The sequence below is a fragment of the Selenihalanaerobacter shriftii genome, from assembly GCF_900167185.1.
Taxonomy (GTDB): domain Bacteria; phylum Bacillota; class Halanaerobiia; order Halobacteroidales; family Acetohalobiaceae; genus Selenihalanaerobacter; species Selenihalanaerobacter shriftii.
The window spans coordinates 21,395-47,138 of record NZ_FUWM01000003.1; the positions used below are offsets into that span (position 1 = coordinate 21,395).

Annotated in this window: 22 protein-coding genes; 1 reads left to right on the forward strand and 21 read right to left on the reverse strand. The window is 33.2% G+C overall.

Features of this window, described 5'->3' with window-relative positions; all coding sequences use genetic code 11:
* Positions 1-55: 55 nt before the first annotated feature.
* The 15 genes from B5D41_RS00090 to B5D41_RS00160 all read right to left on the reverse strand — a co-directional run bounded on the left by B5D41_RS00090 (position 56) and on the right by B5D41_RS00160 (position 18,943).
* Positions 56-3,184 (reverse strand): efflux RND transporter permease subunit, encoded by a 3,129-nt coding sequence (locus tag B5D41_RS00090; protein WP_078808560.1) that lies wholly within the window; start codon positions 3,182-3,184, stop codon positions 56-58.
* Positions 3,184-4,485 (reverse strand): efflux RND transporter periplasmic adaptor subunit, encoded by a 1,302-nt coding sequence (locus tag B5D41_RS00095; RefSeq protein WP_078808561.1) that lies wholly within the window; start codon positions 4,483-4,485, stop codon positions 3,184-3,186. Before B5D41_RS00095 ends, B5D41_RS00090 begins: the two co-directional genes overlap by 1 nt.
* 38 nt (positions 4,486-4,523) lie before the next feature.
* Entirely contained in the window at positions 4,524-5,861 is a 1,338-nt protein-coding gene (locus B5D41_RS00100; protein ID WP_159442858.1) for a TolC family protein, read from the reverse strand.
* Positions 5,862-5,874: 13 nt separating this feature from the next.
* Positions 5,875-6,456 (reverse strand): TetR/AcrR family transcriptional regulator, encoded by a 582-nt coding sequence (locus B5D41_RS00105; protein ID WP_078808563.1) that lies wholly within the window; start codon positions 6,454-6,456, stop codon positions 5,875-5,877.
* Between the two features lie 230 nt (positions 6,457-6,686).
* On the reverse strand, positions 6,687-7,733 hold the full coding sequence (locus B5D41_RS00110) for a porin (protein WP_078808564.1): 1,047 nt from the start codon (positions 7,731-7,733) through the stop codon (positions 6,687-6,689).
* Positions 7,734-8,125: 392 nt separating this feature from the next.
* Entirely contained in the window at positions 8,126-9,163 is a 1,038-nt protein-coding gene (locus B5D41_RS00115) for a porin (protein WP_078808565.1), read from the reverse strand.
* A gap of 678 nt (positions 9,164-9,841) precedes the next feature.
* Positions 9,842-10,867, reverse strand: coding sequence for a porin family protein (locus B5D41_RS00120; RefSeq protein ID WP_078808566.1), 1,026 nt, complete (start codon positions 10,865-10,867; stop codon positions 9,842-9,844).
* Between the two features lie 499 nt (positions 10,868-11,366).
* On the reverse strand, positions 11,367-11,813 hold the full coding sequence (locus B5D41_RS00125; RefSeq protein WP_078808567.1) for a hypothetical protein: 447 nt from the start codon (positions 11,811-11,813) through the stop codon (positions 11,367-11,369).
* A 12-nt stretch (positions 11,814-11,825) separates the two neighbouring features.
* Positions 11,826-12,302, reverse strand: a complete 477-nt coding sequence (gene coaD / locus B5D41_RS00130; protein WP_078808568.1) for a pantetheine-phosphate adenylyltransferase — start codon at positions 12,300-12,302, stop codon at positions 11,826-11,828.
* A 2-nt stretch (positions 12,303-12,304) separates the two neighbouring features.
* Positions 12,305-12,862, reverse strand: coding sequence for a 16S rRNA (guanine(966)-N(2))-methyltransferase RsmD (rsmD, locus tag B5D41_RS00135; protein WP_078808569.1), 558 nt, complete (start codon positions 12,860-12,862; stop codon positions 12,305-12,307).
* A 521-nt stretch (positions 12,863-13,383) separates the two neighbouring features.
* Positions 13,384-15,756: an ATP-dependent DNA helicase RecG gene (gene recG, locus B5D41_RS00140; protein ID WP_078808570.1), complete on the reverse strand. Its 2,373-nt coding sequence runs from the start codon at positions 15,754-15,756 to the stop codon at positions 13,384-13,386.
* Positions 15,757-15,815: 59 nt separating this feature from the next.
* Positions 15,816-16,676 carry a DegV family protein gene (locus B5D41_RS00145; RefSeq protein ID WP_078808571.1) on the reverse strand — a complete coding sequence of 287 codons (861 nt, stop codon included), beginning with the start codon at positions 16,674-16,676 and terminating at the stop codon, positions 15,816-15,818.
* A gap of 27 nt (positions 16,677-16,703) precedes the next feature.
* Entirely contained in the window at positions 16,704-18,383 is a 1,680-nt protein-coding gene (locus B5D41_RS00150; protein ID WP_078808572.1) for a DAK2 domain-containing protein, read from the reverse strand.
* Positions 18,370-18,732 carry an Asp23/Gls24 family envelope stress response protein gene (locus tag B5D41_RS00155; RefSeq protein ID WP_078808573.1) on the reverse strand — a complete coding sequence of 121 codons (363 nt, stop codon included), beginning with the start codon at positions 18,730-18,732 and terminating at the stop codon, positions 18,370-18,372. The genes B5D41_RS00150 and B5D41_RS00155 overlap by 14 nt, the downstream gene beginning before the upstream one ends.
* Before the next feature lie 16 nt (positions 18,733-18,748).
* Positions 18,749-18,943, reverse strand: a complete 195-nt coding sequence (locus tag B5D41_RS00160) for a DUF1858 domain-containing protein (protein WP_078808574.1) — start codon at positions 18,941-18,943, stop codon at positions 18,749-18,751.
* A gap of 175 nt (positions 18,944-19,118) precedes the next feature.
* Between B5D41_RS00160 and rpmB the strand changes: the two genes are divergently transcribed.
* Positions 19,119-19,349 carry a 50S ribosomal protein L28 gene (gene rpmB / locus B5D41_RS00165; RefSeq protein ID WP_078808575.1) on the forward strand — a complete coding sequence of 77 codons (231 nt, stop codon included), beginning with the start codon at positions 19,119-19,121 and terminating at the stop codon, positions 19,347-19,349.
* Positions 19,350-19,534: 185 nt separating this feature from the next.
* Here the strand turns inward: rpmB and B5D41_RS00170 are convergent, their stop codons facing one another.
* The 6 genes from B5D41_RS00170 to B5D41_RS00195 all read right to left on the reverse strand — a co-directional run bounded on the left by B5D41_RS00170 (position 19,535) and on the right by B5D41_RS00195 (position 25,702).
* Entirely contained in the window at positions 19,535-21,151 is a 1,617-nt protein-coding gene (locus B5D41_RS00170; RefSeq protein ID WP_078808576.1) for an FAD-binding protein, read from the reverse strand.
* A gap of 35 nt (positions 21,152-21,186) precedes the next feature.
* Complete coding sequence (locus B5D41_RS00175; protein WP_078808577.1) at positions 21,187-21,864, reverse strand: 4Fe-4S dicluster domain-containing protein; 678 nt, start codon at positions 21,862-21,864, stop codon at positions 21,187-21,189.
* A gap of 75 nt (positions 21,865-21,939) precedes the next feature.
* On the reverse strand, positions 21,940-22,359 hold the full coding sequence (locus B5D41_RS00180; protein WP_078808578.1) for a cytochrome c3 family protein: 420 nt from the start codon (positions 22,357-22,359) through the stop codon (positions 21,940-21,942).
* A gap of 165 nt (positions 22,360-22,524) precedes the next feature.
* Complete coding sequence (locus tag B5D41_RS00185) at positions 22,525-24,075, reverse strand: glycine betaine uptake BCCT transporter (RefSeq protein WP_078808579.1); 1,551 nt, start codon at positions 24,073-24,075, stop codon at positions 22,525-22,527.
* 134 nt (positions 24,076-24,209) lie between these two features.
* Positions 24,210-25,007 (reverse strand): methyltetrahydrofolate cobalamin methyltransferase, encoded by a 798-nt coding sequence (locus B5D41_RS00190; protein ID WP_078808580.1) that lies wholly within the window; start codon positions 25,005-25,007, stop codon positions 24,210-24,212.
* A 62-nt stretch (positions 25,008-25,069) separates the two neighbouring features.
* Positions 25,070-25,702 (reverse strand): corrinoid protein, encoded by a 633-nt coding sequence (locus B5D41_RS00195; protein ID WP_078808581.1) that lies wholly within the window; start codon positions 25,700-25,702, stop codon positions 25,070-25,072.
* Positions 25,703-25,744: the final 42 nt, after the last annotated feature.

Consider the following 25,744-nt stretch of genomic DNA (forward strand, 5'->3'; position numbering starts at 1 on the left):
AAAGTAAAAGTCTGAGGCTTATAATTATAAGCCTCAGACTTTAAACTAACTCTATTTATCCTGCTATTTTATCTTTTACCTTCTTAGGTAGATCAATCATAAATTCTTTGATCTCTTCTAAAGTTAGATATAAAGTAGGAATTACTAATAAAGTTAAGAATGTTGCTGTTGTTAATCCACCAATTACAGCAATTCCCATTGGCGCCATTCCTTCAGAACCACTACCCCAGCCAGCAGCTACTGGAATTAAACCTAAAATTGTTGTTAAAGCTGTCATTAATACTGGACGTAACCGAACAGGACCAGCTTTTAATATTGCTTCTCTTCGCTCTATGCCTCTACTACGAAGAATATTTATATAATCAACTAAGACAATTGCGTTATTAACTACTATCCCTGCTAACATAATAACTCCAATCATTGAAGTAGCACTAAGTGTTTCTCCAGTCAAGAATAAAGCAGTTAAAACACCAATCAGTGTTAATGGGAGGGTCAACATTACTGTAAATGGATGCAGTAATGATTCAAACTGAGAAGCAAGAACCATATAGACTAATATAATGGCTACTATTAAGGCTAAACTTAAGTTCTTAAATGTCTCTTTCATATCTTCATTCTCACCACTATATTCAATTCTATAATTAGGTGACAACTCAATATTAGATTCTACCCTATCTCTTATACTAGCCACAACGCTGCCTAATTTATTACCTTTAAGATCACTATAAACACTAATATAACGTTCTTGATCTTCACGTTCAATACTTGTTGGACCTTCTGTTTTAACTATTTTAGCTACAGAATCTAAAGGAATAAATTCTCCTTTAGGACTCATAATCTTTAATGAGCTGAGTTGTTCTATATCAGTTCGATCTTCTTTAGCCAATCTTACTTCAATATCAATAGTATCTCCATCTGCAGTCCCGTGGTATTGAGTTGCAGTTCTTCCATTGACATAAGTTTCAATTGTACTTCCAATCTGATTTATTCCTAAACCTAAATCTGCTGCTCGCTTGCGATCTACATCAAGTCTGATTTCAGGTTTTCCTTCATCTACAGAACTATAAACATCTCTAGTACTTTCTACCTTCTTGGCTTCTTCTTTTACCTGCTTAGCTATCGCTTCTAATCTATCTAGATCATCACCAAAGATCTTAATTTGAAGTGGGGAGCCACCTCCTCCACCTCCGCCAATCATACTAGCTTCAGCAAATCTTATCTCAGCCCCAGGAATTAACGGAAGCTTTGAACGAATTGCTTCCTGAATTTCAGTAGTACTTCTCTCTCTTTTCTCTTTATCAGTCAATCGAATCATAAACATAGCTTCACCAGAACTACTAGTACTTCCTCTTCCTCCACTATCTCCTATTAAACTGAAAGCTACCTTTACTTCAGGAACTTCAGCAATTATCTCTTCTATCCTCTTTGCTTCTTGATTAGTAGTATCTAAATCAGTACCTACTGGTAATTCTAACATAATTCGAAATGAATTCTGTTCCGAACTAGGCATAAACTCTTGCCCAATTAACGGGAAGAGAGCTAATGAAGCAACAAATAATAATACTGTCAGAGTAATTACCGTCTTTCTATGGCTTAAACACCAGTCTAATATATTTTGATAACTATCTAACACCTTATTTGCAACTCTAACAGCTAATCCCTCTTCATTCTTGTCTTGGTTCTTATCTCGACTGTTTTCTACATTAGTAAAGCTTAATAACCTAGCTGAAGCCATTGGCACAAAAGTAATAGCAATGATGAATGATGCCAATAAAGCAAAAGCTACCGTCATTGAGAACGGACCAAATAATTCTTTTGCTATTCCTTCAACAAAAGAGATTGGAATAAAGACAGCTAAAGTAGTCATCGTAGAAGCAAAGACTGCTGTTCCTACCTCACTACTACCTTTTTTAGCCGCCTGAATAGGTTGAGCTCCTTCTTGACGTAAGTGTCGGAATATATTCTCTAAAACTACAACAGAGTTATCAACTAACATCCCCACTCCTAAGGCTAAACCACCAAGCGTCATCAAGTTGAGAGTATACCCACTATAATACATTAATCCAAAAGCTGCAACAATGGTGATTGGAATCGCCATACTAATAATAAATGTACTCCGGAAACTTCTTAAGAATAAGAATAATACAATCACCGCAAATAATCCACCGAGAAGTACATTCTCTTGAACAGTAGCAATAGATTTTTTAATAAAATCAGACTGATCTCGAGAAATTTTGATATTAATATCTGATGGTAATCCTTTTTTTATCTTTTCTAACTCTTTTTTAGCTCGATTAATTACTTCAACAGTATTAGCGCCAGACTGTTTAGTGATCATTGCACCTACAGTCGTTTCTCCATCAAGACGCACATAAACATTTCTATCTGCATATCTATCTTCAATTTCAGCAATATCTTTTACTGTAATCGGCTTCTGTTGGCGCATAGCAATGATTACATTCTTTATCTCTTCAATACTTTCAAACTGCCCTTCAGTCCTTAATAGATACTCCGTAGGTCTTTCTGTAATTTCACCACCAGGTAGATTTATATTTTCCTGACGTAGTGCATTCGTCACTTGATTAATAGTTAGATTATATCCTTCTAACTTCTCACGGTCGACATTGATATTAATCTGTCGATTCTCTCCGCTTACAATAGAAGCTGAAGCTAATCCAGGAATCCTTTCTAATTTGTCCTTAATATTCTCTTCAGCATATTCTTTTAACTCTATTCCACTTCTTTGATTAGATGAAATACCTAATATCAAGATTGGAATTTGATCTAAGTCTACTTTTCTCACTATTGGCTCTTCAGCCTCATTAGGCAATGCCCGTTTAAGTAAACTTACTTGTTCTCTAACATCAACAGCTGCCATATCCATATCGGTTCCCCAATCAAACTCCAAAGTTACTTGTGAGAGACCTTCTCTAGATGTTGAACGTATTGAGTCTATATCATCTACTGTTACTAAACCTTCTTCTAGTGGCCTAGTAACTGATTGTTCTATCTCTTCAGGAGCAGCCCCCTCATACTGAGTAGAGACTGAAATAACCGGTATTGTCATATCAGGAAATAAATCTACACTTAAACGAGTAAAGGCAATACCACCCAGTAATACAATAATTAAGATTAACATCACGGTTGTTACAGGTTTATCAACTGAAAAGTCCGATAACTTCATTAAGCGTCACCCCACTCTGTAGCCTTAACCTCAGTACCAGGCTGCAGATTAGCAGGACCACGAACAACAACCTTATCACCTGGTTTTAATCCTTGATCTATTACAACGTGATCATTATTAGATGGTCCGATTTCGATTTTTCTAATCTCTATAATTCCATTCTTGACAATTAAAATACGTTTATCTCCATCCTCTTCTCTAATCGCTGCTTTAGGTACTACTAAAACATTCTCTAATTCATCAACTAAAATATTACCAGTCGTAAACATACCTGGTTTAAGTAATAAATCATCATTAGCAATTTGAACTGTTACCTTCAAACCACGATTTGATGAATTTATTGTAGGTGCTACTCTACTAATTTCCCCTGTGAAAGTCTTTCCAGGATAACTATCAACTTCAACCGTTACCTGTTGACCGATATCAACTTTAGTTAAGTCTGTGGTAGATATGCTTCCTTCAAATTCTATAGGATTCATTTGGACTATTTTGGCTACTGGATTTCCGGTTGTAGCCATTTCCCCTAACTCTATCTTCTTTTGAGCAATGACTCCTTTAATCGGACTTTCGATTGTCGTTTTATTTAATTGAGTCTTAGCTGAATTCAATGCTGCCTGAGCTTGTTTTACTTGCCCCCGGGCTACTGCAATCTTTTCTTGACGCGGTCCTTTTTTAACTAATTGTAACTTCTGACGAGCAGATTCTAATCTGGCTTTAGTTACTTCATACTTGCTTTTAGCAGAATCATACTTGCTTTTAGAAACTACTCTCTTCTCATATAGATTCTTGAATCTTTTAAAATTCTTTCTGGCATTATTCAATTCAGCCTCTGCCTGTTCTAATGAGGCTTCTGCCTGCTTGATCTCTTCTAATCTAGCACCGGCTTCTAATTCTTCTAATCGAGCTTTAGCTACTTCTAAATTTCCTTCTGCTTTTTCTACGTTTGCCTTTTGAATAGCCTGATCTAGCTTTAGTAGTGACTCTCCTTTTCTTACTTTATCACTCTCTTCAAAATTTAGCTCCCTAACAACTCCGGAAGTTTCCGATACTAGATTTACTTCTCGATAAGCTATTAATTCACCAGTGAAATTTAAGTCTATTTTAAGACCATCTTTCGTAACTTCAGCTGTTTGAACTACTAATTTATTATTATCCTCTTTAGAAGCTTTTTGTTCAACACTTTCTGCTTTCTTTGAATCAGAGTTAGCTATTGTCTCTTGATTATTAGAACCACAACCCGAAATAACTAGACTAAAAATGATTAAACCAGCTAACAATGCAATTATCTTCTTATTATTCATCTAATACTTCCCTCCTTAAACATATGACTAAACAATGATTAATTAAGTTTACTTAACTCTAATTCTGAATTATGTAAAGATAGGTAAGAAAACCCTATTGATTTCAGTAATCCAGCTTGACTCACATTATAATCAAAAACTCGCTCCTGATAAGTATTCCTAGCATCAGTAAGAGCTACTTGAGCATCAATGACTTCAGTATTAGTAGCTACTCCTTCTCTATACCTTAATTCAGCTAATCTTAAATTCTCTTTAGCAATTTCTATTCGTTCTTGAGCTGTTAATATTTGTTTACGATTAACTTCTAAATTTAAGAATTTCTCTCTAACTTCCAAATCAATTGCCTGTTCTTGTTGATGAAGAGTTGCTTTAGCAGCTACTAGATTCTCTTTAGCCTGTTTAACTCCAGAATCACTCTCCCCACCATCATATAATGACCACTTCATATTCACAGTTGCACTCCATGCATCACCATCAGGTATTGCATCAGAACCACTTTTCTTTGACTTACCAGTAAATACTAAGCTAGGATCATCCTTTGTTTCAGCTAATTCTATTCCTTGACTAGCTTTCTTGACTTCATACTTAGTAGCCATTAAGTCAGCTCTATTATTTAATGCATAATCTAACACCTCTTGTAGAGATAAATCTACATCTGGAACCTTGATCGCTTCTGCTAATTTAAGTTCTTTGTTACCATCTACTTCTAATAGATTCTTTAATCTTACCTTAGCCAATTCTAAGTTATTCTTAACTTGTAAAAGTTTCTCTTCCATCTCACTCTTTCTAACTTTTGTCTGTAATACATCTGTCTTTAAAGCAGTACCAGCTTCAAAATGAGCCTTAGTAGTCTTTAAGTGTTCGTTTACCTGCTTTAATGACTCTTCAGTTACTTTCACTACATTCTGTGCTTCTAAAACTTTATAGTATCTTTGAGTAATACTATAAGCTAAATTATTCTTCTGAGCTTCATATTTTTTCTTTAACTTCTTCCAACTATATGTGCTCTGTTCAATTTGCAATTTAGCTGGTTTTTGATAAAGTAAATAATTAAAGCTAATACTATGATTAAAATTATCTTTTGAAGTGGATCCAAATGGTATCTCCTCAAAACGTGTATAGCTTGAATTTAGATCAAGCCCTGGTCTTAAAGCTGCCTCTGCTTTACTAACTCCCGCTTTAGCAGCATTTAATTGCGCTTTCATCTGCTGTAATGAAGAATTCTGCTGCCAGCCCCTCTCTATACTTTCCTCTAAATTTAAAGTTAAAATTTGATTATCTTGATCCTGTACTACATTAGCAAATGCAATATTTGAAAATAGAATCAATGCTAGTAATACAGGTAAAAATATTAACTTCTTATAATTATGTACCATTTCTATCCCTCCATTATTTTTGAACTCCTTGCATAAATAGATCATAAATTATATCCACAGTCTCTGCTATAGATACATCCTCTTCTACAGGTGAAAGATAATTCTTATAACCGAAAGCATGAACAGTCCCTAATAATACGGTTACAGTATCATCAACAGAAATATTCCTTAAAACGCCATCATCGATTGCTTTTTGGAAAATCTCTGCTATCTTTTCTGTATGTTTATTCCTTAATTCCCATAACTCAAGCTTGAATCCTTCATCCATTCCAGCATAGTCATAGATAATAGACTTTGCTAAACCTTCTTCTTCTGCAAAGAACTTTAACTTGCTAGAAATGATCTCCTTAATCTGATTTTCAAAACTTTCCCCTTTTTGTTGTCCTTTTCTAATTCCTTGGTGAAGAGCTTCAGTCTTAGAAGTAATTAAAGATTTAAATAAATCTCGCTTACTTTCAAAATAAAAATAGATTGTTCCCTTAGCTACTCCAGCTTCATTAGCAATTTCACTAACAGTTGCTTTAAAGAAACCTTTATCAGCAAAAACCTCTGCAGCCGCATCTAAAATCATTCTTTCTTTATCATTAAGTTCCATTAACTCCCCCCTTATTTAGTGTCAGTGGCAGTAATTAGTGACAGTATCAGAATTGTTGTCAGTAGAATCTGACATCCACAACTGACACTAACCAATGACACTGATAACTAGCTTTGACTGACCGTTCAGTCTATAGTATACAAAATTTTTAACTTAATGTCAAGATGTAAAAAGATAAAACCCTTCAGGAAAGGATCCCTGAAGGGTTAATCTTAGCTATACTACTTTAATTAAAAGTCTGCTCCTAAAGTAGTAGTAAGGATTTCTTTATTGTCTTGCCAATCATAATCGTTATCTTCATACTCAACTTCTAAATAAGTATATTTATTTAGATCATATGTAAAAGTAAGATCTAAATAATCTTGATCCTTATCAGTATCATCATTGTTAAACATAGCATAACTAAAATCAATATTTAACTTATCACTTAGGTCAAAATTAAATCCTGGTCTAATCATATCCAAATCGTCTTTATCAATATCATCATGTACATCAGCAAATACAGAATCAATCTGCCAACCTTTATTGATAAAGCCTCCCTCAACATCTGCATATTCTAAAGAAGTAGTTACCCCTGGTAATAATTCTTCAGTAGACACCCTAAAGTCAAACATATTAGCATCATCATCTTTATCTACTTCTCCAAGCATGATAGATGCATCTACAAAACTATGATTCTTACCAATCTTTAAAGTGTAACCATCACCTTTTCCATTGTAATCGAGATAATCCAAAGCTACTGCATCTACTAAGCCTAGATCTATAAGCTTTCCTTGGAACATTAAGGCTTTATTTTCTGTATCACTACTATCTATGCTATGACCAAGCTTAGCATAAACATTGCCAACATCATAAATCAATTCTACACCTTCTTCTTGATCCTCATCGTATAAGATTTCATCAGTAGCTGTCTCCTCAATTCTACCTGCTTTTAAAGTAAGCGGCCCAAACATATTATCTACTTTAAGCCAAGCTTCCTTAAGATTTTCTTCTTTAATATTACTACTACTATTTGTATTTTTAGGTTCGAACTCATATATTACTTCATATACAGAATAGAAAGTTACATTCTCAGCAGGATTTGCTTCAACATATATCTCTAAGTCTCCTACAGTCTGACTTGTACTATCACCTGTCACTGGATCATTATACTTATTCTCAATTTCTAAATTGCCACTAACCTTCATATCTGTTCTTGTCATAATTGTACCCGCCATAGCTGGAGCAGCTAATGCCACAACTAAAGTTAAAGTTAATAAAATAGCTATTTTCTTCATAATCCTTTATTTCCCCCTTGAAATTTTATCTTAATTCTGATTACTCTCTAATTAATTTCCATCAATATCTAGGTACAGATGAGTAGCCATGTTTCCTCATCCTAATCCTACTTGTTGGTAATTTGGAATAATTAATTAGAAAGTTGCTTGCCTAATCCAACAATTACCATATACAGGAAATGAGCTAATTTTTCCTGTTCCACTTTATATAATATGTAGCCTGTTTCTTCCCCCCTTTTTTCGTCAATAGCTACATTTTCGCCACGATAGTTATTAATGTAAATTATATAATAATTGAATAATTGTATTTAAATTCCTGCACGAAATAGAAAAAATTTCAAAAAATAAACCCTTCAGAGATTTTCTCTGAAGGGTTTAAGCTTAACTTTAACTTAGAAATAAGCAGTTAAAGTAGTACTAAGTGTTTCATTATCATCAGCATCATCATCATAATCATTATCTTCATACTCTACTTCTAAAAGAGTCTTTTCAGTTAAATCATAAGCAAATGTTAAATCTAAATAGTCATGTCCATCATTAACTAAATTATCCGCTTCATACATAGCATAAGCAAAGTTAACATTTAACTTATCAGTAAGGTCAAAGTTAACTGCTGGCTTAATCATTTCTACATCATCTTTCCCTGTAAGATTAGTATCAGCTAATACAGAATCATCTTGGAACTTACCTCCTACAACAAACTCCTCTTCTACATCAGCATATTCTACAGAAGCAGTTATTCCTGGGAATAACTTATCTGTAGCTAATTTTACATCTAATAAGTCAGCTGAAGTATTACTAACATCAACATCTCCATAAACTAAATCTGCTGTAAATGAGTCATGGTTTTTATTAAAAGCAATACTATAACCGTCATAATCATCACCATCTTCAACATAATTTAAAGTTACTCCATTAACTAAACCTAAGTCGGTAGCTTTAGCTTCAAAAAATATTACCTTGTCATTACCTGTTGTTTTATTGTCGCTTTTAGTATCATCTAAATTATGTCCTGCTTTAAAAGAAAGATTTCCTAAATCGGCAGCTAATCTAGCAAATTCATACTTAAGTTCCATATCGTATAAGTAATTACCAGCAGCTGCTTCATCCATTCGACCTACTCTAAGAGCTAATGGACCAGCAACATTCTCTATATTAACCCACCCTTTTCTAAGAAACTCATTACTGTCTGCACCATCATCATTACCAAAGTTTTGATCAACTCGAAGTAATGCATAGAAACTTGTTTGATCATCTACTTGATCTTCTAATGTTAAATACATATCATATCCTGTTCCACTATCTTTACTGCTATCCATATTATGTACATTCTCTACTTCAAGAAATCCACCTGTATACTCTATCGCCATAGCTGGAGCAGCTAATGCTACTACCAATACTAAAGCTAATGCAATCGATAATTTTTTCATAATTATTAATTTCCTCCTTGTGATTTCATCTTAATTTTTATTATCCTCTAATCAATTAGTATCCACCAATATCTAGGTATAGATGAGTGGCCGTGTTTCCTCATCCTACTTGCCGATAATTTAGAATAATTAATCAAAGGATAGATCGTCAAACCAACAATTACCATCTGCAGGAAATAAATCATTTTTTCCTGTTTACTCTATATAATATGTAGCCTGTTTCTTCCCTCCTTTCTAAATAGCTACATTTTCACCACAATAATTATTAGTGTCAGTGAAGTTCGGTAAGACACTACCAAATTAAAAATTAACATTTATCATAGACTTATGACCAGCTTTGTTCTTTAAGCTGGACAATCAGTGTGAGTGTCAGTTAAAAAAGATTCTCCTCTACCCATTACCAACTAATCACATTCTCATAACTAGAATCTATATACTATTATGTAATATAACATATTATATTCAATATTTATTCATGTAATTATAATATTACTATAAATGTATTTAAATTCCTGCAAAAAAATAAAAAAATTCCAGATTTAATTCTGGAATTCAATATAATTAACCATATTCTACTGTAGATATATATGAGTTTCAATCCAGCCATATGAATAAATGAGAAAAGAAAAACTCCCCAGAGAAAATCTCTGAGGAGTTAAGTAAGCTATATGGATTTAATTAGAAGCTAGTTTCTAAAGTAGTAGTAATAACTTCTTTGTCTTGTCCTGCAGCAGTTCCATCATAAGTATAATCTTCATATTCTACTTCTAAAATAGTATTTTCCGCAAGATCATACGTTCCAACGATATCTAAATAGTCATTTTCAGCATCAACTGTATCAGCATCATACATAGCATAAGAAGCAGATACATTTAACTTATCAGTAACACCAAAGCTAACACCCGGCTTAATCATTTCAAAATCATTATCAGCAACTACAGAATCTGCATCATTTAATGCAGAATCCTGTGTATTAGCTTTGTCTCTTACAAACCCAGCTTCAGCATCTGCATACTCTAAAGAAGTAGTTACTCCTGGAAGTAATACGTCAGTTGACATGCTTAAGTCAATAACATTAGCACTATCAGTTCCATTGTCTACATCTCCAAAAGTTAATGCAGCATCTACAAAGCTATGAGTCTTATTAACTCTAAGAGTATATCCATCATATTCATCAGCATTATCTTCAATATAGTTTAAAGTAACACCATCAACAAGACCTAGGTCAGTAGCTGCTCCTTCAAAGAATACTACTTTTCCATTGCTGTCAATGCTATGTCCTAACTTAGCAGCAACATTACCACTTTCATAAGCTAAACGAGCAAACTCATCAGAGTCAAACTCATATAACATAGAACCAGCAGCAGCTTCAAACATTCTACCAGCTTTTAAGTCTACTGGACCAAAAGCATCCTCAACGTTAACCCACATTTCATAAACACTAGTAGTAGTGTCAGCATTTGTGTCTTTATTAAAGTCATAACCAAAATCAATTTCAGAATAAGCAGTTACTTGATCATTAATTTCAGCATCTAAATATAATTCTAAATATCCACCTGTATTACTAGTACTCTTACTTGTTTCTGGATTTGTATATCCATTCTCAACTCCAATTAAACCATTAATGTCTAAATCTGCAGCCATAGCTGGTGCAGCTAGTGCTACAACTAAAGCTAAAGTTAAAGCAATTGCAATCTTTTTCATTTTTTAATTTCCTCCCTTAGATTATCGTTCTAGTCTGTTTTCTGTTTAATCAATTACGGCTCCTACTAATTAACTATCATCTTACCGATATTTAGTCAAAGATGAGTTTCCTTGTTTCCTCACCCTTAAATATCAAGATTTGAATATTAATTAAGACAGTTAATTATCAAGAAGCTACTATCTAGTAGGAAAATACTACATTTTATCCTACTACTTTTATGTAAATGTAGCCTCTGCCTACTTCCCTCCTTTCTGCATTAATAGCTACATTGCCTAGCTGAATTATTACTAAATCAAACATTATGTAATTTGCTACCATAGAAATGATTACCAGTATTGGGAATTAATTCTACAAATTTATCATTGCTTCAACAATATATTTCATTTTCTATTATATTAATTACTCTATCAATGATGAATCTCCTGCAAAAAAATAAACTTTTTCTAAAAAACTTTTTAAAATAACAAAAATAAAAGACTAAACCTTGTGGTTTAGCCTTTAAGAAGTCTTTTTAAAATTTTCTTTTGGATTTAATTGCGCTCTATTCTTTTGAATCTCACTTGTCTTCCTTTTCAAATCATCTTCTAATCCTGCTAAAAGCTCATCAGCATATTCATTAACACCTGCTTTAATCTCATTAGCTACTTTTTTAGCCTCCGTTACAATCTGGCTGGCTTCTTTCTCTGCTTCTTTTACTACTTCTATTTCTGAAATGATTTTCTCTATCTCTTCTTCAGCCCTTTTATCAGCACTCTGTAAGATTTCCTGTCGTTTTGTTAAGATCTCCTCTGCTTCTTCTAACTCTGATGGTAAATTTCTTTCTAAGTCATCTACTAATTCTAATATGTATTCCGGATCGACTAAAATTTTCTTAGTTAATGGTAGATTATCCCCATTTTCAATCATATATCGTAATTCCTCTAAAATTTCTTTAATATGATTCAACTTTATTCCTCCCTATATCTTATCCATTAATTTTGGAATCACATGCTCTGGTACTAAATCTTCTATACAACCTCCAAAATTAGCTACTTCTTTAATAATACTTGAGCTAAGATAAGCATACTTATTTCTAGTCATCATAAAGATAGTTTCTACATCTGGTTCTAACTTCTTATTCATAGAAGCCATTTGAAATTCAGTTTCAAAATCAGAAACCGCTCGTAATCCTCGTACAATCACTTGAGCATTCTGATGTTTAATATAATCTGTCAATAACCCTTCAAATGCATCTACTTTTACGTTATCAAATTCTTCTACAGCTTCTTCTATAATCTCCACTCTTTCTTCCATAGTGAATAAAGGCTTTTTGTTTGGATTATGGAAAACTGCTACAATTACATTATCGAATATTTTAGTAGTTCGTTCTATAATATCTAAATGCCCATTAGTTATCGGATCAAAGCTTCCTGGATAAACGGCAATTTGTGTCATAATTACTCTCCTTTCTCCACTTTCATATATAAACTTATCCTTGTATCACCATAATCCCTTTTTCTAATCAACTTTAAACCAGTAAAATCTTGATTAATTTCATCTTTTTCATGATGTTCAACCGCAATAATTCCTGCCCGCTTCAATAATTGATAGTCCAAAGCCTTTTGAATTGTAGGAATTACTAAGCCTTGATTATACGGAGGATCCATTAAGATAATATCAAAACTCTCTGGTTTAAATCTATTTAACTTAGTTAATACCTCACCTTGAATCACCTTAGCTCTATCTTTAAAGTTAGTTAACTCTAGATTCTCTGTAATTACTTTCACTTGATTATTTGCTTTTTCTATAAAGGTAGCACTTTTAGCTCCTCTACTTAAGGCTTCAATTCCTAACCCACCAAAACCAGCATAAAGATCTAATAGATCAATATCTATAATTTCAGGACCGATAATATTAAATAAAGCTTCCTTAACTCTATCTAAAGTCGGTCGTACTTCATTACTTGCATTAGATTTAAGTCTTTGTCCTTTAGCTTGTCCAGCAATTACTCTCATTAATAATCTCTCCTCATGGAAATATTTACTCTATAATTAACTTCTTGATAACGCATATAAAATCAAAATTAAGAAAACAATATTATTACATCAAGGAGGTGAGTTAAGGACTTAATTAATTTTAAATTTTTTTTAAAAATTAAAATATGTCCTCCCCATTAAACTCTTCCTCTGGTTTCTCCTCTCCCAAAGAAGTTGGTGTTAAATACACCAACTTCTAATTTTTATTTAGCACTTAAACTTTTATCTATACTTATAATATAACTAAAAAATAATTCTTCAACCTCAAACATAATTAATTGATATAAGCCACTTTAAAATGTAACAGGCTGTAGTAAAGAAGAGTATGATAAGTCTGTTTTTATGTTTGACCAAAGGGAGTTTAAAAACAGCCATACTCTTCTTTATGAAAGCCGTCGCGAAGGTTTCGATAACCTAGTGCTGACCTGACCTTGCGTTTTTAAATGAAAGGGCAGTGTGGAATTTGTTGGGCGTTATCAATTAATTATGTAACCTACTTTTTAACTAACATCTATAAGATCAAAATTATCTCCAAATTTTATTTCAATTAAATCCTTTAATAATTTATTTTCGGGTTTAATAAAATTAGGATCTATATCTACTAAATTAAAAGCCTCTTTTCTAGCTATCTCCAATATATGACTATCTCTTAATAAATTAGCTATCTCTAAATCAGGTAATCCATGCTGTCTCGTTCCAAAAAACTCTCCCGGTCCTCTTAACTTCAAATCTTCTTCTGCGATTACAAAGCCATCTGTCGATTGAGTCATAATCTTCATTCTTTCTTCTCCAGTTTCAGTACTAGGATCTGCTATTAGAATACAATAAGATTGATGCTGCCCTCTTCCTACTCTACCTCGTAGTTGATGTAACTGAGCTAAACCAAAGCGTTCTGCATCCACAATTAACATTAAAGTAGAATTAGGGACATTCACCCCAACTTCAATTACTGTAGTAGCTACCAAAATATTTATCTCTTGGTCACGGAACTTACCCATAACCTCTTCCTTCTCATCTGCTTTCAATTGACCATGTAATAGACCAACATTAAATCCAGGGAATATATCATTAATTAACTTATCAGACATCTCTACAGCAGAACTAACGTCTAATTTTTCCGATTCTTCTACTAAAGGACATACTACATAAGCTTGTCTTCCCGCTTCTAACTCTTGTCTGATAAAAGAAAAAATCTTTGAATAAGCTTTCTTAGTTCTCCATTCAGTAACTACTGGTTTTCTACCAGGTGGTAATTCATCAATAACTGATAGTTCTAAATCACCATATAATGTTAAAGCTAAAGTTCTAGGAATAGGAGTTGCTGTCATTACTAGAACATCCGGGTTTTCTCCTTTTTCTTTAAAAGTAGCCCGCTGTCTAACACCAAATCTATGTTGTTCATCAGTAATAACTAAACCTAAATTATCAAAATTAATCCCTTCTTGAATTAAAGCATGAGTTCCAATTACAATATCTAAATTACCAGTTTCCAGTTCATCTAATACCGCTTCTTTCTCTTTAGCAGTTAAACTTCCAACTAATAATCCTACCTCAACTCCATATCTACTTAAAGACTCTTTTAAACTTAAATAATGCTGTTCAGCCAAAATTTCCGTTGGCGCCATCATCGCTCCTTGATAGCCACTACTGACAGCTTTTAAAAGAGCTAAAGTAGCAATTACCGTCTTTCCTGACCCTACATCTCCTTGAATCAATCTATTCATTTCTTTCTTACTTTCCATATCTTCTTTAATCTCAGCCCAAACTTTAGCCTGAGCTGATGTTAATTCAAAAGGTAAATCCGTTAAATAATTATTAATTATTCCATCTCCACTGTTATGTACAATTCCATCTTCTTCAGTAATTAAATCAATTCTTCTTAAAGCCATACCTAACTGTAGAATAAATAACTCATCAAAGACCAATCTTTTTCTTGCTTCCTCTACATCTTCTATTTTATCTGGAAAATGAATCATCTTTAAAGCCTCTTTAATTCCTAATAAATTATACTTCTCTCTTAATTCTGTCTCTAAAAACTCTGGAAATTCATCTAAGTATTCATCAATGAGGCTCTTTACTATCTTTCGTAACATATTCTGACTAAGTCCTTGAGTTGTTGAGTAAATCGGTAAAACTCTTCCTACATAAAGATTATCATTATTATTAATTAATTCATAATTAGGATTACTCATTTGTAATTCTCCGTATTCCTTCTTTACTTTCCCACTGAAAGCTACAGGTATACCTCGATTGAAATTATTTTTGATGTAAGGTTGATTAAACCAAACCCCAGTCAGACTTCCAGTTCCATCGCCAATTACTATTTTAGTAATCGTTAAACCCTGACGTGGTCTAATCTCTTCGATATTTATTACTTTGCCTTCGACAGTTACTTGATTTCCAGGGGTTAATTCTCTAATCTGACAATTAGTACTCCAGTCTCGATAATCTCGAGGAAAATAAAATAACATATCTCTAACAGTTTGTACTCCTAAATGAGCTAATTGTCCTGCCCGTTTCTTGCCTACACCTTTTATATATCTAATCGATTCCTGCCATAACTGAGGTAATTCTTCCTTATTAGTCTCGTTATCCTCAATTAAAGTAGCTAACCTAGTAAATAACTCTCTACTCTCAGCTAATTTCTTCTTTCTAATTGGTATTCTAACTTCTGAATAATCTTCAAATAAACTATTTAATTTATTTACTACATTCATAATCTGATCATCATCTACTACTTTAGTTAACTTATTCAACCAATTTAGAATATAAGAATCAAATCCACCAATAACTGACGAATTATTATAATTTATCTTTCGTTCTATAGATAACGGTTTTTTTAATTTTTGTAAGATATCGCCTTGTTCTGTCATTAAATACACCCCAAATTTTAAACAAATCACATTATATTATTAAGAATTCCCAATTTTACTTATAATATTACAATCCCTAAAGCACCAGGACCTATATGAGTACCAAGCACTGGACTAATTTCAGAAGTCATTATATTATCCCAATCTGTTAAACCCTCTAACTCTGCTTCTAAATTATCTAAATCTTTTTTAGCATCCCCATGTAACAAGCCTAACTTTGGATCAATAGATAAATTTCGATTATCTAGCTCTCTTTTAACTAAACGTTTTACCTTCTTAAAAAGTCGTTTCTTCCCTCTCACTTTAGAATAAAGATCAACCTCTCCAGTTTCATTCACTTTTAAAATCGGTTTGATATTTAATAAGTTACCTACAAAAGCACTGGCTTTACCTATCCTTCCACCTTTCTCTAAATACTCTAATGTATCAACTGTAAATAAAACTGTCACTGCTTCAACCCTTCTTTCAATCCCTGTTACTATTTCTTCTATTACTAATCCTTGCTTAATGGCTTCAATAGCATATAAAACTAAAAACCCTATTCCTAACGAAGCACTTTTAGAATCTATTACTCTAATATCTATATCTTTTTCTTCTTGCACCCTATCTGCAGCTAACTTAGCTGACCTATAAGTTCCACTTAATTTACTAGAAAGATGAATTGAGATAATAGTATCATAATCATCTGCTAATTCTAAATACTTCTCTTTAAACTTACCCATTGCTGGTTGAGAAGTAGTAGGCAACTCTTGAACTTCTTTTAATTTCTTAAAAAACTGCTCAGAAGATATATCAACTTTATCTGCAAAAAATTGATTAGCAAAGTTAACTGTTAAGGGAACCATATCCACTTCTAATTCATCTAATCCATCTAATGATAAACCAACAGTACTATCAGTAACAACCTTAATTGATGTCATAAATTATCTCCTGCCTTTACATAAATCTTATTCAACTGATATTAAATAGTAATATAACGGCTGTCCTCCAGAATAGATTTCTATATCTAAATCTTTAAATTTTTTATTTAATCTTTCTTCTAAATCCTCTATTTCTTCAGACTTAACCTCTTTTCCAGTATATATAGTAACTAAAAAATCATCTTCTATAACTAATCTATCTAATAACTTACCAACTACTTCTTCTTTATCTTCATTTACAACTTCAATATTGCCATCTATTATACCTAATATATCTCCCTTGGTTATCTGTAAGTCATTAACTGAAGAGTCACGCACAGCATAAGTAACCTGTCCAGTCTTTACTGTATCAATCTCATCTTCCATCATTTCATTAACTTCCGTAAAATCCCCAACTGGATTAAAACTCATCATAGCAGCAACCCCCTGAGGAATAGATTTAGTTGGTAAAATGCTAACTTCTTTATCTGTTACTTCAACAACCTGTTTAGCTGCAGAAATTACATTTTTATTATTAGGCAATATAATAATCCTATTAGTCTTCACTTCCTCAGCAGCTGCCAATAAATCTTTAGTACTAGGATTCATAGATTGACCGCCTTCTACAATATAATCTACTCCTAAATCTTCAAATAACTCTATAATACCGTCTCCGGCAGCCACAGCTATAAGTCCTATCCTATCTTCTAAATTCTTCTCTATTAAATTATCCTCTGTTTCATGAATATTAGTAACCTTTGACCTTTCTTGACTCTCTACTTCCATATTATCAATCTTAATCTTAGTAAGTGATCCTAACTTCAAAGCTTCTTCTAATACTAGGCCAGGCTGATTAGAATGAATATGAACCTTAACAAACTCATTACCCTTTACAACTAATAGAGAATCTCCATACTCTTTCATCTCTTCTTGCACATCTAATCTAGAAATATCCGTATTATTTATTAAAAATTCAGTACAATATTTATATTCTAAATCTCGACCTGAATCTTTTGAACACGGCTCTCTATTAATACGAATTATATTAGGACTTCTTTCAATAACTTCATCTGAAATAAATGATTCATAAATACCTCGCAAAAATATTTCATAACCCTTTCCACCAGCATCAACAACATTAGCTTCTTTTAATGTAGATAATAATTCAGGAGTCTTATTAACAGATTCAGTTGCTTTATTAACAACTATTTCTAAGAATTCAACTATATTATCCTCATCTTCTGCTAATAAAGTAGCAAATTCACCGGTTTCTCTAGCAACAGTTAAAATGGTTCCTTCAACCGGTTTCATCACTCCTTTATATGCTCTTTTGGCTGCATTCTCTAAACCTTTAGCAATCTCAAATACACCGATTTCTTCCTTATCTTCAATTGTTTCTGAAAAACCTCGCAATAACTGTGAAAGAATAACTCCTGAATTTCCTCTAGCTCCCATTAAAGCCCCATTAGTAAACTCTGCTAATAAACCGCCTGCTGAATCTATATCTAAATCTTTAATTTCATTAGTAGCCGTTGATAATGTTAAATACATATTAGTTCCTGTATCGCCATCAGGGACTGGAAATACATTTAAAGAATCGATATCTTCTTTATAATTTGCAAAATAATTTAATGAAAAAGTTAATGCATCTTTCAATTTTGTCCCATTTAATTTATATATTTCAATTTCTTCTTTTCCAGTCGCAGACTTATTATTAGCCTGTTTCACCTACCCTCACTCCTTGAACATTTATATTTATTTCACACGTTTCAATTCCAACATCTTCTTCTAAAGTATATTTTACTTTATTCATAATATTATTTGCTACCTCAGAAATATTCACCCCATACTCTAGTATTATATATAGGTCCACCACTGTGATGTCATCTCTAATTACAACCTCTATTCCTCTACTCAAATTCTCTTTCCCTAATAAATTAGCTAAACCTTCTTGTACTCCTTGAGAAGACATCCCTACTAATCCATAACACTCCATAGCAGCCAAACCAGCTATTTCCGAAATAACTCCCTCAGCAATTACAATCTTCCCAAATTCATTCTTTAATTCTTGTTCCATATTATTTCACCCTCCTTTAATCTACTAAGTCATTCAAATCCGATACTAACTCGTCAAGGTCTATATCATGGCTCTGAGCTACATCTTTAATTTTCTCTGAATTTGCTCCTAAACAGTCACTACAACCAAGATTGTGCTTAACAAAAACATCCCTAGCCTCTGGATACTCTTTCAATACTTCTAAAATAGCCATATCCTTGGTTATTTTCATCTCCTACCCCTCCTACTTAAATTATTATTCAACAGATTACAAAAAAATCCTTCCATAAAGCACTAAATGAATAAATTAGCCTTGCCTTTTAGTACTAACTTATGTTAAAATAGTTAAGTGAGTTTGATAATATACTTATAGTATATATCTGCTTTTAATTAAGGAGGTGTTAGATGTGGCAAGATATTGTGAGATTTGTGGAAAAGGTTCTAATAAATCAAATGCTGTAACAAGAAGAGGTAAAGCTAAAAAAGAAGGTGGAGTAGGTCGTAATATAACTGGACGTGCCAAGCGAACTCAAAAACCTAACTTACAAAAAGTAAAAGCTATCGTAGATGGTAGCCCTAAGCGAATTAAAGTTTGTACTAAATGTTTAAAAGCAGGTAAAGTAGAACGTGCATATTAATTAAAAATTAATATATTTTGCAGATCCAGATGGGATACATCTGGGTCTTCATCTTTTAATCTACTTTTCTTTTACTTAAGCTATTCCTCCCCTTCCATCCTTTTCATGCATCTTTAAAGCTTTATTCTTCAGTAATATCTATTATAACCTCCACTTTAATATAACTAATTCTACAATACAAATATTTAATGATATAATTTATTACTCTGTTTATTATAATCAGGCAATACCTTAGGTGAAGTTTGATTAATTTGAATTCCTAACTCTTCTAATTTAATATTATATTCTTTTATATGTTCTAAATTTAATTTACCAAGTTGAATTTTTCGTGCTTTATCTGCAGCATTCTTACCACTTCTTCTTCCAAATACTATAATATCAAGTAAAGAATTTCCCATTAATCTATTTCGTCCATGAACACCACCAGCAACTTCACCGGCTGCAAAAAGATTCGTAATCTTACTTTCAGTTCTTTCATTAATTTTAATTCCACCATTTTGATAATGTAACGCAGGATAAACCAAAACCGGTTCTTTAGTAACATCAATTCCAAATCTAGCAAACTGTCTAACCATGGCTGGTAATTCCTCTTGGATAGTCCCTTGACCATGCTTAAGATCAATCAAAGGGATATCTAACCATACTCCTTTTAGACCTGAAGAAGTCTTTACACCTTTATTCCTCTCTTCACATTCCCTAATAATAGCCGCTGCACTAACATCTCTAAGCTCTAAAGGATTAATGAAGCTTTCACCATTAATATTTACTTCTTGCGCCCCTAATGATCTAGTCCTTTCACTAACTAATAAACCTACTACTGGCTGAGGGAATATTGCTCCTGTTGGATGATACTGCATTGAATCCATAAATATTAATTTAGCACCCACTCGATAAGCCATCACCAAACCGTCAGCTGTAGCTCCATAATGATTAGTAGTAGCAAATCCACCGGTATGTAAACGACCAATTCCACCGGTAGCTAATATTACAGTTTTAGCCTTTATAATTGAATAACTTTCAGATTCTAAATTATAAAGAATGGCTCCTGCAGCCTGTTCCTTATCATCTAAAATTAATTCTACCGCTGGAGCGAACTCAATTACTTTAATTCCTTTATTCCTAACTTCATCTCTTAAATTATGCATAATCTCTAAACCAATATAATCTTTCGCAAAGTGGATCCGTCTTTTTGAATTACCTCCACCTTTCCTTAACTTCATTCTCCCTTCCTCATTCTTATCAAAAATTACTCCTAACTCTTCTAACCATTTAATAACCATGGGAGCATCATATACTAAAGCCTCTATTAATTCAGGAATATTTTTGAAATGTCCACCACCTATAGCATCCAAATAATGTAGCGCTGGAGAATCATTCTCATCTACAGCAGCCTGAATTCCTCCTTGAGCCATAATAGTATTGGCATCTCCATGACGTAACTTAGTTGCTAATAGCACATCTACCCCTTGCTCAGAAGCTGCTAAGGCTGCCGCTGATCCAGCACCGCCTCCTCCAATTACTAATACATCAGTCTCATATGATATTTCTTTTAAATTAATTTCACCTAAATCAACTTTACTCTTAGCTTCAAGTAGATCAATCAATTCATTTGACATTCTATCTCCTTGATTAACTCCTACTTTCAGTTCTCTAAATCTAGCCTCAATATAGTCGGGATGATAATTACTTAATAGTTTTTCTGCTTCTCTATCATCTAGTCTAGGAAACTCTTCATTTATTCTCTCTTCTCTAGTTGCTTCAACTTTTTTTATTGAATCTTCCATAGATGGCAGATACTCCATTAGAATCCTCCTATCATTTATTTAATAATATATCTTCAATTAGTAATATCCCGTTCAATATATAACTGTTGTAATTCTTCTTTAGGCATATATTTTAACTTTCTTAACTCTTCATCATACCTTCCTTCCTGAGTTTCTAAAATTCTTTTATCTAAATTTTGATCCTTTATCGTTAAGTATCTACCATATAATCTACGTGCTAAAATTCCGATATTATACTGTTCTAGACCCCGCGGACAACGCGAAGCGCATAATCCACACATAATACAATCAAAAGATTTCTCTGCGGCGTCTTTAAACTTACCTTCCTTAGCTAAAGCTACATAATTTAACGGTTTCAGACCTTGAGGACATACCTTAACACAGGATTTGCACCCTATGCAATCTTTAACCTCCGGATATAATTCAACAACCTGCTCAGCTGTAGTTTGAAGAGCATCCATATCATATAAACGTTTATTGGATAAAAAGAATGGTAGTTGTGCTAAATACATATTAGGTTCAACTACTTTCTGACAAGCTAAATCAAAGCGTAATCTATGATCATCTTTAAACCTATAAAAAGTAGCACATGCACCACAAAAGCCACTACGACAGCCACAACCTCTAATAATCTTATATCCAGCCTGCTCAAAAGCATTTAAGATAGTAGCCTCTGCTGAAATTTGATATTCTTTGCCCATAATATAAATAGGAATCGATTCTTTTAACATTTAGACCTCCTCCTGTAAGTTATTATCCTATCCTTTATATCTTTTTATGTCATAAAGAATATTCCAAAAGAGGTTCTAATGGGCAGTAGACTTATGACACATCGCACATTCCATGTCAGATTCTATACGTTTTTGATGATCTTCTGGTATAGATGGAACTTTTTCTTCTGACCTATGACAATCAATACAATTCTTATTAGCTACATGAGCATTCAAATCACTTTGGTCTGGAGAGCTTATTAAATAAGTTACTGCTTGTTCAGCTCCTTGTGCTTTAGTCTTTAAGTAGCCACTAAAACCTGGCTCTTCATGACATTCTAAACATTTAACTTCACTATGTGCTGAACGGCTCCAACTTTCATAGGCTGGATCCATGATATGACAGTTATTACAGAATTCCGGACTCTCTGTAGAACCCTTAATTCCTAAGCTTAAAATAATAGCGCTTAAAATTATTCCGGCATCAAACATTATATTCTTTAAGTTGAATTTCATGAATTATCTCCTCGCCTTCTAATAATTTCATAATATATTATTAATTTCATCAAATTTAGCCAAATACCTTTATAATGAATATAAATCTTCTCACTAATACAAATAGAGCGACTATTATTTAATAGACGCTCTATTTGTAACTTCTATTTAAATTTATGTTGTTTATTATTCTAAATCAATATCTATAGTACCAATAAATTCACCTTGCTCAAGGAGTTCATAATCTTTTTTCAGCACCTTAAAGAAAGCAGCTATAGAAAAGCACATAAAGATCATAAATGGAAAAGCCGAAGCAATAGCTGCAGTTTGTAGAGCAGAAAGACCTCCAGCTAATAATAAAATAGCTGCAATTAACCCTTCAAATACTCCCCAAGTAACTGTAACCTTTCGCGAAGGATCTAAAGTTCCATAAGAAGTTAACATTCCCATTACAAATGTAGCTGAATTAGCCGAAGTAATAAAGTAAGTACCAATTAAGATTGTAGCAATTATACTCATTATATTACCTAAAGGAAGCTTTCCTAAAGTTACGAAGAAAGCAGAAGCTATGTCCGCTTGTACTGGATCTACAATACCACCAGCACCAAATTGTTCAATCCAAATAGCTGAACCTCCCATGCTTGCTATCCAAATAAAGCTTAAGATAGTAGGACCAAATAATGATGCTATTACAAACTCTCTAATAGTCCGTCCTTTAGAGATTCTAGCAATAAATCCACCTACAAATGGAGTCCAAGAAATCCACCAAGCCCAATAAAAGATTGTCCACCAACCTGGCCATTTACTATTCTCAATCGGACTAGTAAAGAAACTCATATCAAAGATATTCTGAAAGTACCCACCTAAGCCTTGGGTTAAATATTTAAAAATAAAGACCGTAGGACCTACAATAATCATTACTACCAGTAAAACTAGACTTAAGTTAACATTCATATTACCAATAAATTTTATACCTTTTTCTATTCCAGTAACCGTAGCTAAGATAAAAATAGCAGTAATTACAGCAATAATAATTATTGCTACTAAATTATTATTAGGAACCCCTAACAGAAAATTCAGACCACTATTAATCTGTTGTGCTCCTAAACCTAAAGATGTAGCTATCCCAAATAACGTAGCAAAAACAGCTAAGATATCAAATGCCTTTCCGATTGGTCCTTTAACTCCCTTTTCTCCTATTAATGGATAGAGAGTGCAACTAGGTAACTGAGGTAAGCCTCTTCTAAAGCCAAAGTATCCAATAATCATCCCAAAGAGTGAAAATAATGCCCAGGGATGTAATCCCCAATGAAAGAATGCATAACGAATTGCTACTAAGGCAGATTTAACTGTTTCCCCTTCACCAAATGGAGGACTTGCATAATGAGTAACAGGTTCAGCTACCCCCCAAAAAACAAGTCCAATTCCCATACCTGCACTAAATAACATAGCAAACCAAGAACCAGTACTAAATTCCGGCTCATCCTCAGGTTTACCTAACTTAATCTCTCCATACTTACTCAATCCTACTACTAATGTTAAACCTAAAACTACTGTAACAAATAAAAGATATGACCAGCCAAATTTACCTACTAAAAAATTAAAGACCATATCAACTGCATTACCAAAACTTTCAGTAGCAAGAATCCCCCAAATAACTAGTACAGCAGAGATTGCTACTGAAACCCAGAATACTATTGGATCAATTCCTTTATTGTCATTCTTTATATCATCCACAAATCTCACCCCTTTAAATTTTAGAAATTTCTGATAAATTATAATAATATTTAAATAATCATATTCTTAGAAGACCCAGGACTAAAATAGTCCTGGGAGTTAACATGTTATTTTGTAATTAATATGTTAGAGAGTTAAATAGTTAACTTATCACTTTTAGCTGCTTTAATGTAATTAGCACAATAAGTATCATTACCTAAAAGAGTATCAGATGCCGTAGCTAATGACATAATCTTTTCATCTAATGGATCCATAATTGCACTATCTAAACCTTTACTCATAGCTAATACCAAATAAGCTTGATTCAATAACTGTCGCTTAGGTAACCCATGGGAAATATTACTTAAACCACAAGTAATATGCACCCCTTCATACTTATTTGTAATTTCATCAATTGCATTTAAGATGTGTAATCCCATCTCTCCATCAGTTCCAATCGGCTGAATAATAGGGTCAACGTAAATATCATCTAAAGCAATGCCATCTGCTCTTAAATTATCTATTAGCTCAGAAGCAACTCTAATTCTATCATCAGCATCGCTCGGCATACCGCTATCATCCATAACTAAAGCAACTACTGCTGCATCATGTTCTTGGATCATTGGTAAAATTTCATCATATCTATCACCTTCGGCAGTAATAGAGTTAACTAATGCTTTACCTTCATGAGCTTCTAATCCTCTTTTTAGAGCTTCTGGATTAGGACTATCGATACAAAGTGGTACATCTATAACTTCCTGCACAGTAGTAACTAACCATTCTAAAGCTTCAGGTTCTTCTTTAATCAATGTTCCACAGTTAACATCAATATAATCAGCACCTGCTTCTTCTTGTTCTTTAGCTAATTTTTGAATAAAATCTGCATCTCGTTCTTTTACAGCCGGTTCTACCTCATCTCTACTGGTATTAATTAACTCACCAATTACTATCATATCTTACTCCTCCTTTTTATTTTAATTGTTAGGTGTTGGTTGTTAGTGACACTGTCTACTGCTTATTGAACAAATTCCCGAGCTAAGTCTGTAGATGTACTTCCGTCTGGAGCATATGCATCAGCACCAATTTCGTTAGCAAATTCTTCAGTTACTGGAGCTCCCCCTACCATAATCTTAACTTGGTCTCTGATTCCAGCTTCCTCTAATGCTGCAATAGTCTCTTCCATAGCTGGCATAGTAGTAGTTAATAAAGCTGACATGCCTACTACCTCAGGTTGATGCTCTTTAACAGCTTCTACAAATTCCTCTGCTGGTAAATCAATACCTAAATCTACTACCTCAAAACCTGCTCCTTCTAACATCATAGCTACTAAGTTCTTACCTATATCATGTAAGTCACCTTCAACAGTACCAATTACTACTGTTCCTGCAGAAGATTCATCTTCATCAGCTAAAAGTGGTTTTACTATATCCATTCCTGCATGCATAGCCTTAGCGGATATTAGTACTTCTGGTACAAACATTTCATTCTTTTTAAATCTTGCTCCCACAACATCCATGCCTTCAACTAACCCTTGCTTAATGATTTCACCTGGCTCTGCCCCATCATCAACAAGTCCTTGAGCTAATTCAGCTACCTCATCAACACTTCCCTCAATTACTGCCTCTGCTATCTCTTCAAATTTACTCATTTTAACAACTCCCCCTAATTTTTATTTAATTTAATTATGTGA

Excerpts from the sequence above, each read along its gene's own strand:
- B5D41_RS00120 (WP_078808566.1), bottom strand. The coding sequence starts at position 10,867 with ATGAAAAAGATTGCAATTGCTTTAACTTTAGCTTTAGTTGTAGCACTA.
- B5D41_RS00100 (WP_159442858.1), bottom strand. The coding sequence starts at position 5,861 with ATGGTACATAATTATAAGAAGTTAATATTTTTACCTGTATTACTAGCA.
- B5D41_RS00095 (WP_078808561.1), bottom strand. The coding sequence starts at position 4,485 with ATGAATAATAAGAAGATAATTGCATTGTTAGCTGGTTTAATCATTTTT.
- B5D41_RS00195 (WP_078808581.1), bottom strand. The coding sequence starts at position 25,702 with ATGAGTAAATTTGAAGAGATAGCAGAGGCAGTAATTGAGGGAAGTGTT.
- B5D41_RS00115 (WP_078808565.1), bottom strand. The coding sequence starts at position 9,163 with ATGAAAAAATTATCGATTGCATTAGCTTTAGTATTGGTAGTAGCATTA.
- B5D41_RS00145 (WP_078808571.1), bottom strand. The coding sequence starts at position 16,676 with ATGACATCAATTAAGGTTGTTACTGATAGTACTGTTGGTTTATCATTA.
- B5D41_RS00170 (WP_078808576.1), bottom strand. The coding sequence starts at position 21,151 with ATGGAGTATCTGCCATCTATGGAAGATTCAATAAAAAAAGTTGAAGCA.
- B5D41_RS00175 (WP_078808577.1), bottom strand. The coding sequence starts at position 21,864 with ATGTTAAAAGAATCGATTCCTATTTATATTATGGGCAAAGAATATCAA.
- recG (WP_078808570.1), bottom strand. The coding sequence starts at position 15,756 with ATGACAGAACAAGGCGATATCTTACAAAAATTAAAAAAACCGTTATCT.
- B5D41_RS00105 (WP_078808563.1), bottom strand. The coding sequence starts at position 6,456 with ATGGAACTTAATGATAAAGAAAGAATGATTTTAGATGCGGCTGCAGAG.
- B5D41_RS00110 (WP_078808564.1), bottom strand. The coding sequence starts at position 7,733 with ATGAAGAAAATAGCTATTTTATTAACTTTAACTTTAGTTGTGGCATTA.
- B5D41_RS00180 (WP_078808578.1), bottom strand. The coding sequence starts at position 22,359 with ATGAAATTCAACTTAAAGAATATAATGTTTGATGCCGGAATAATTTTA.
- B5D41_RS00160 (WP_078808574.1), bottom strand. The coding sequence starts at position 18,943 with ATGAAAATAACCAAGGATATGGCTATTTTAGAAGTATTGAAAGAGTAT.
- B5D41_RS00090 (WP_078808560.1), bottom strand. The coding sequence starts at position 3,184 with ATGAAGTTATCGGACTTTTCAGTTGATAAACCTGTAACAACCGTGATG.
- rsmD (WP_078808569.1), bottom strand. The coding sequence starts at position 12,862 with ATGAGAGTAATTGCTGGACAAGCTAAAGGACAAAGACTTAAATCTAAT.
- B5D41_RS00190 (WP_078808580.1), bottom strand. The coding sequence starts at position 25,007 with ATGATAGTAATTGGTGAGTTAATTAATACCAGTAGAGATGAGGTAGAA.
- coaD (WP_078808568.1), bottom strand. The coding sequence starts at position 12,302 with ATGACACAAATTGCCGTTTATCCAGGAAGCTTTGATCCGATAACTAAT.
- B5D41_RS00155 (WP_078808573.1), bottom strand. The coding sequence starts at position 18,732 with ATGGAACAAGAATTAAAGAATGAATTTGGGAAGATTGTAATTGCTGAG.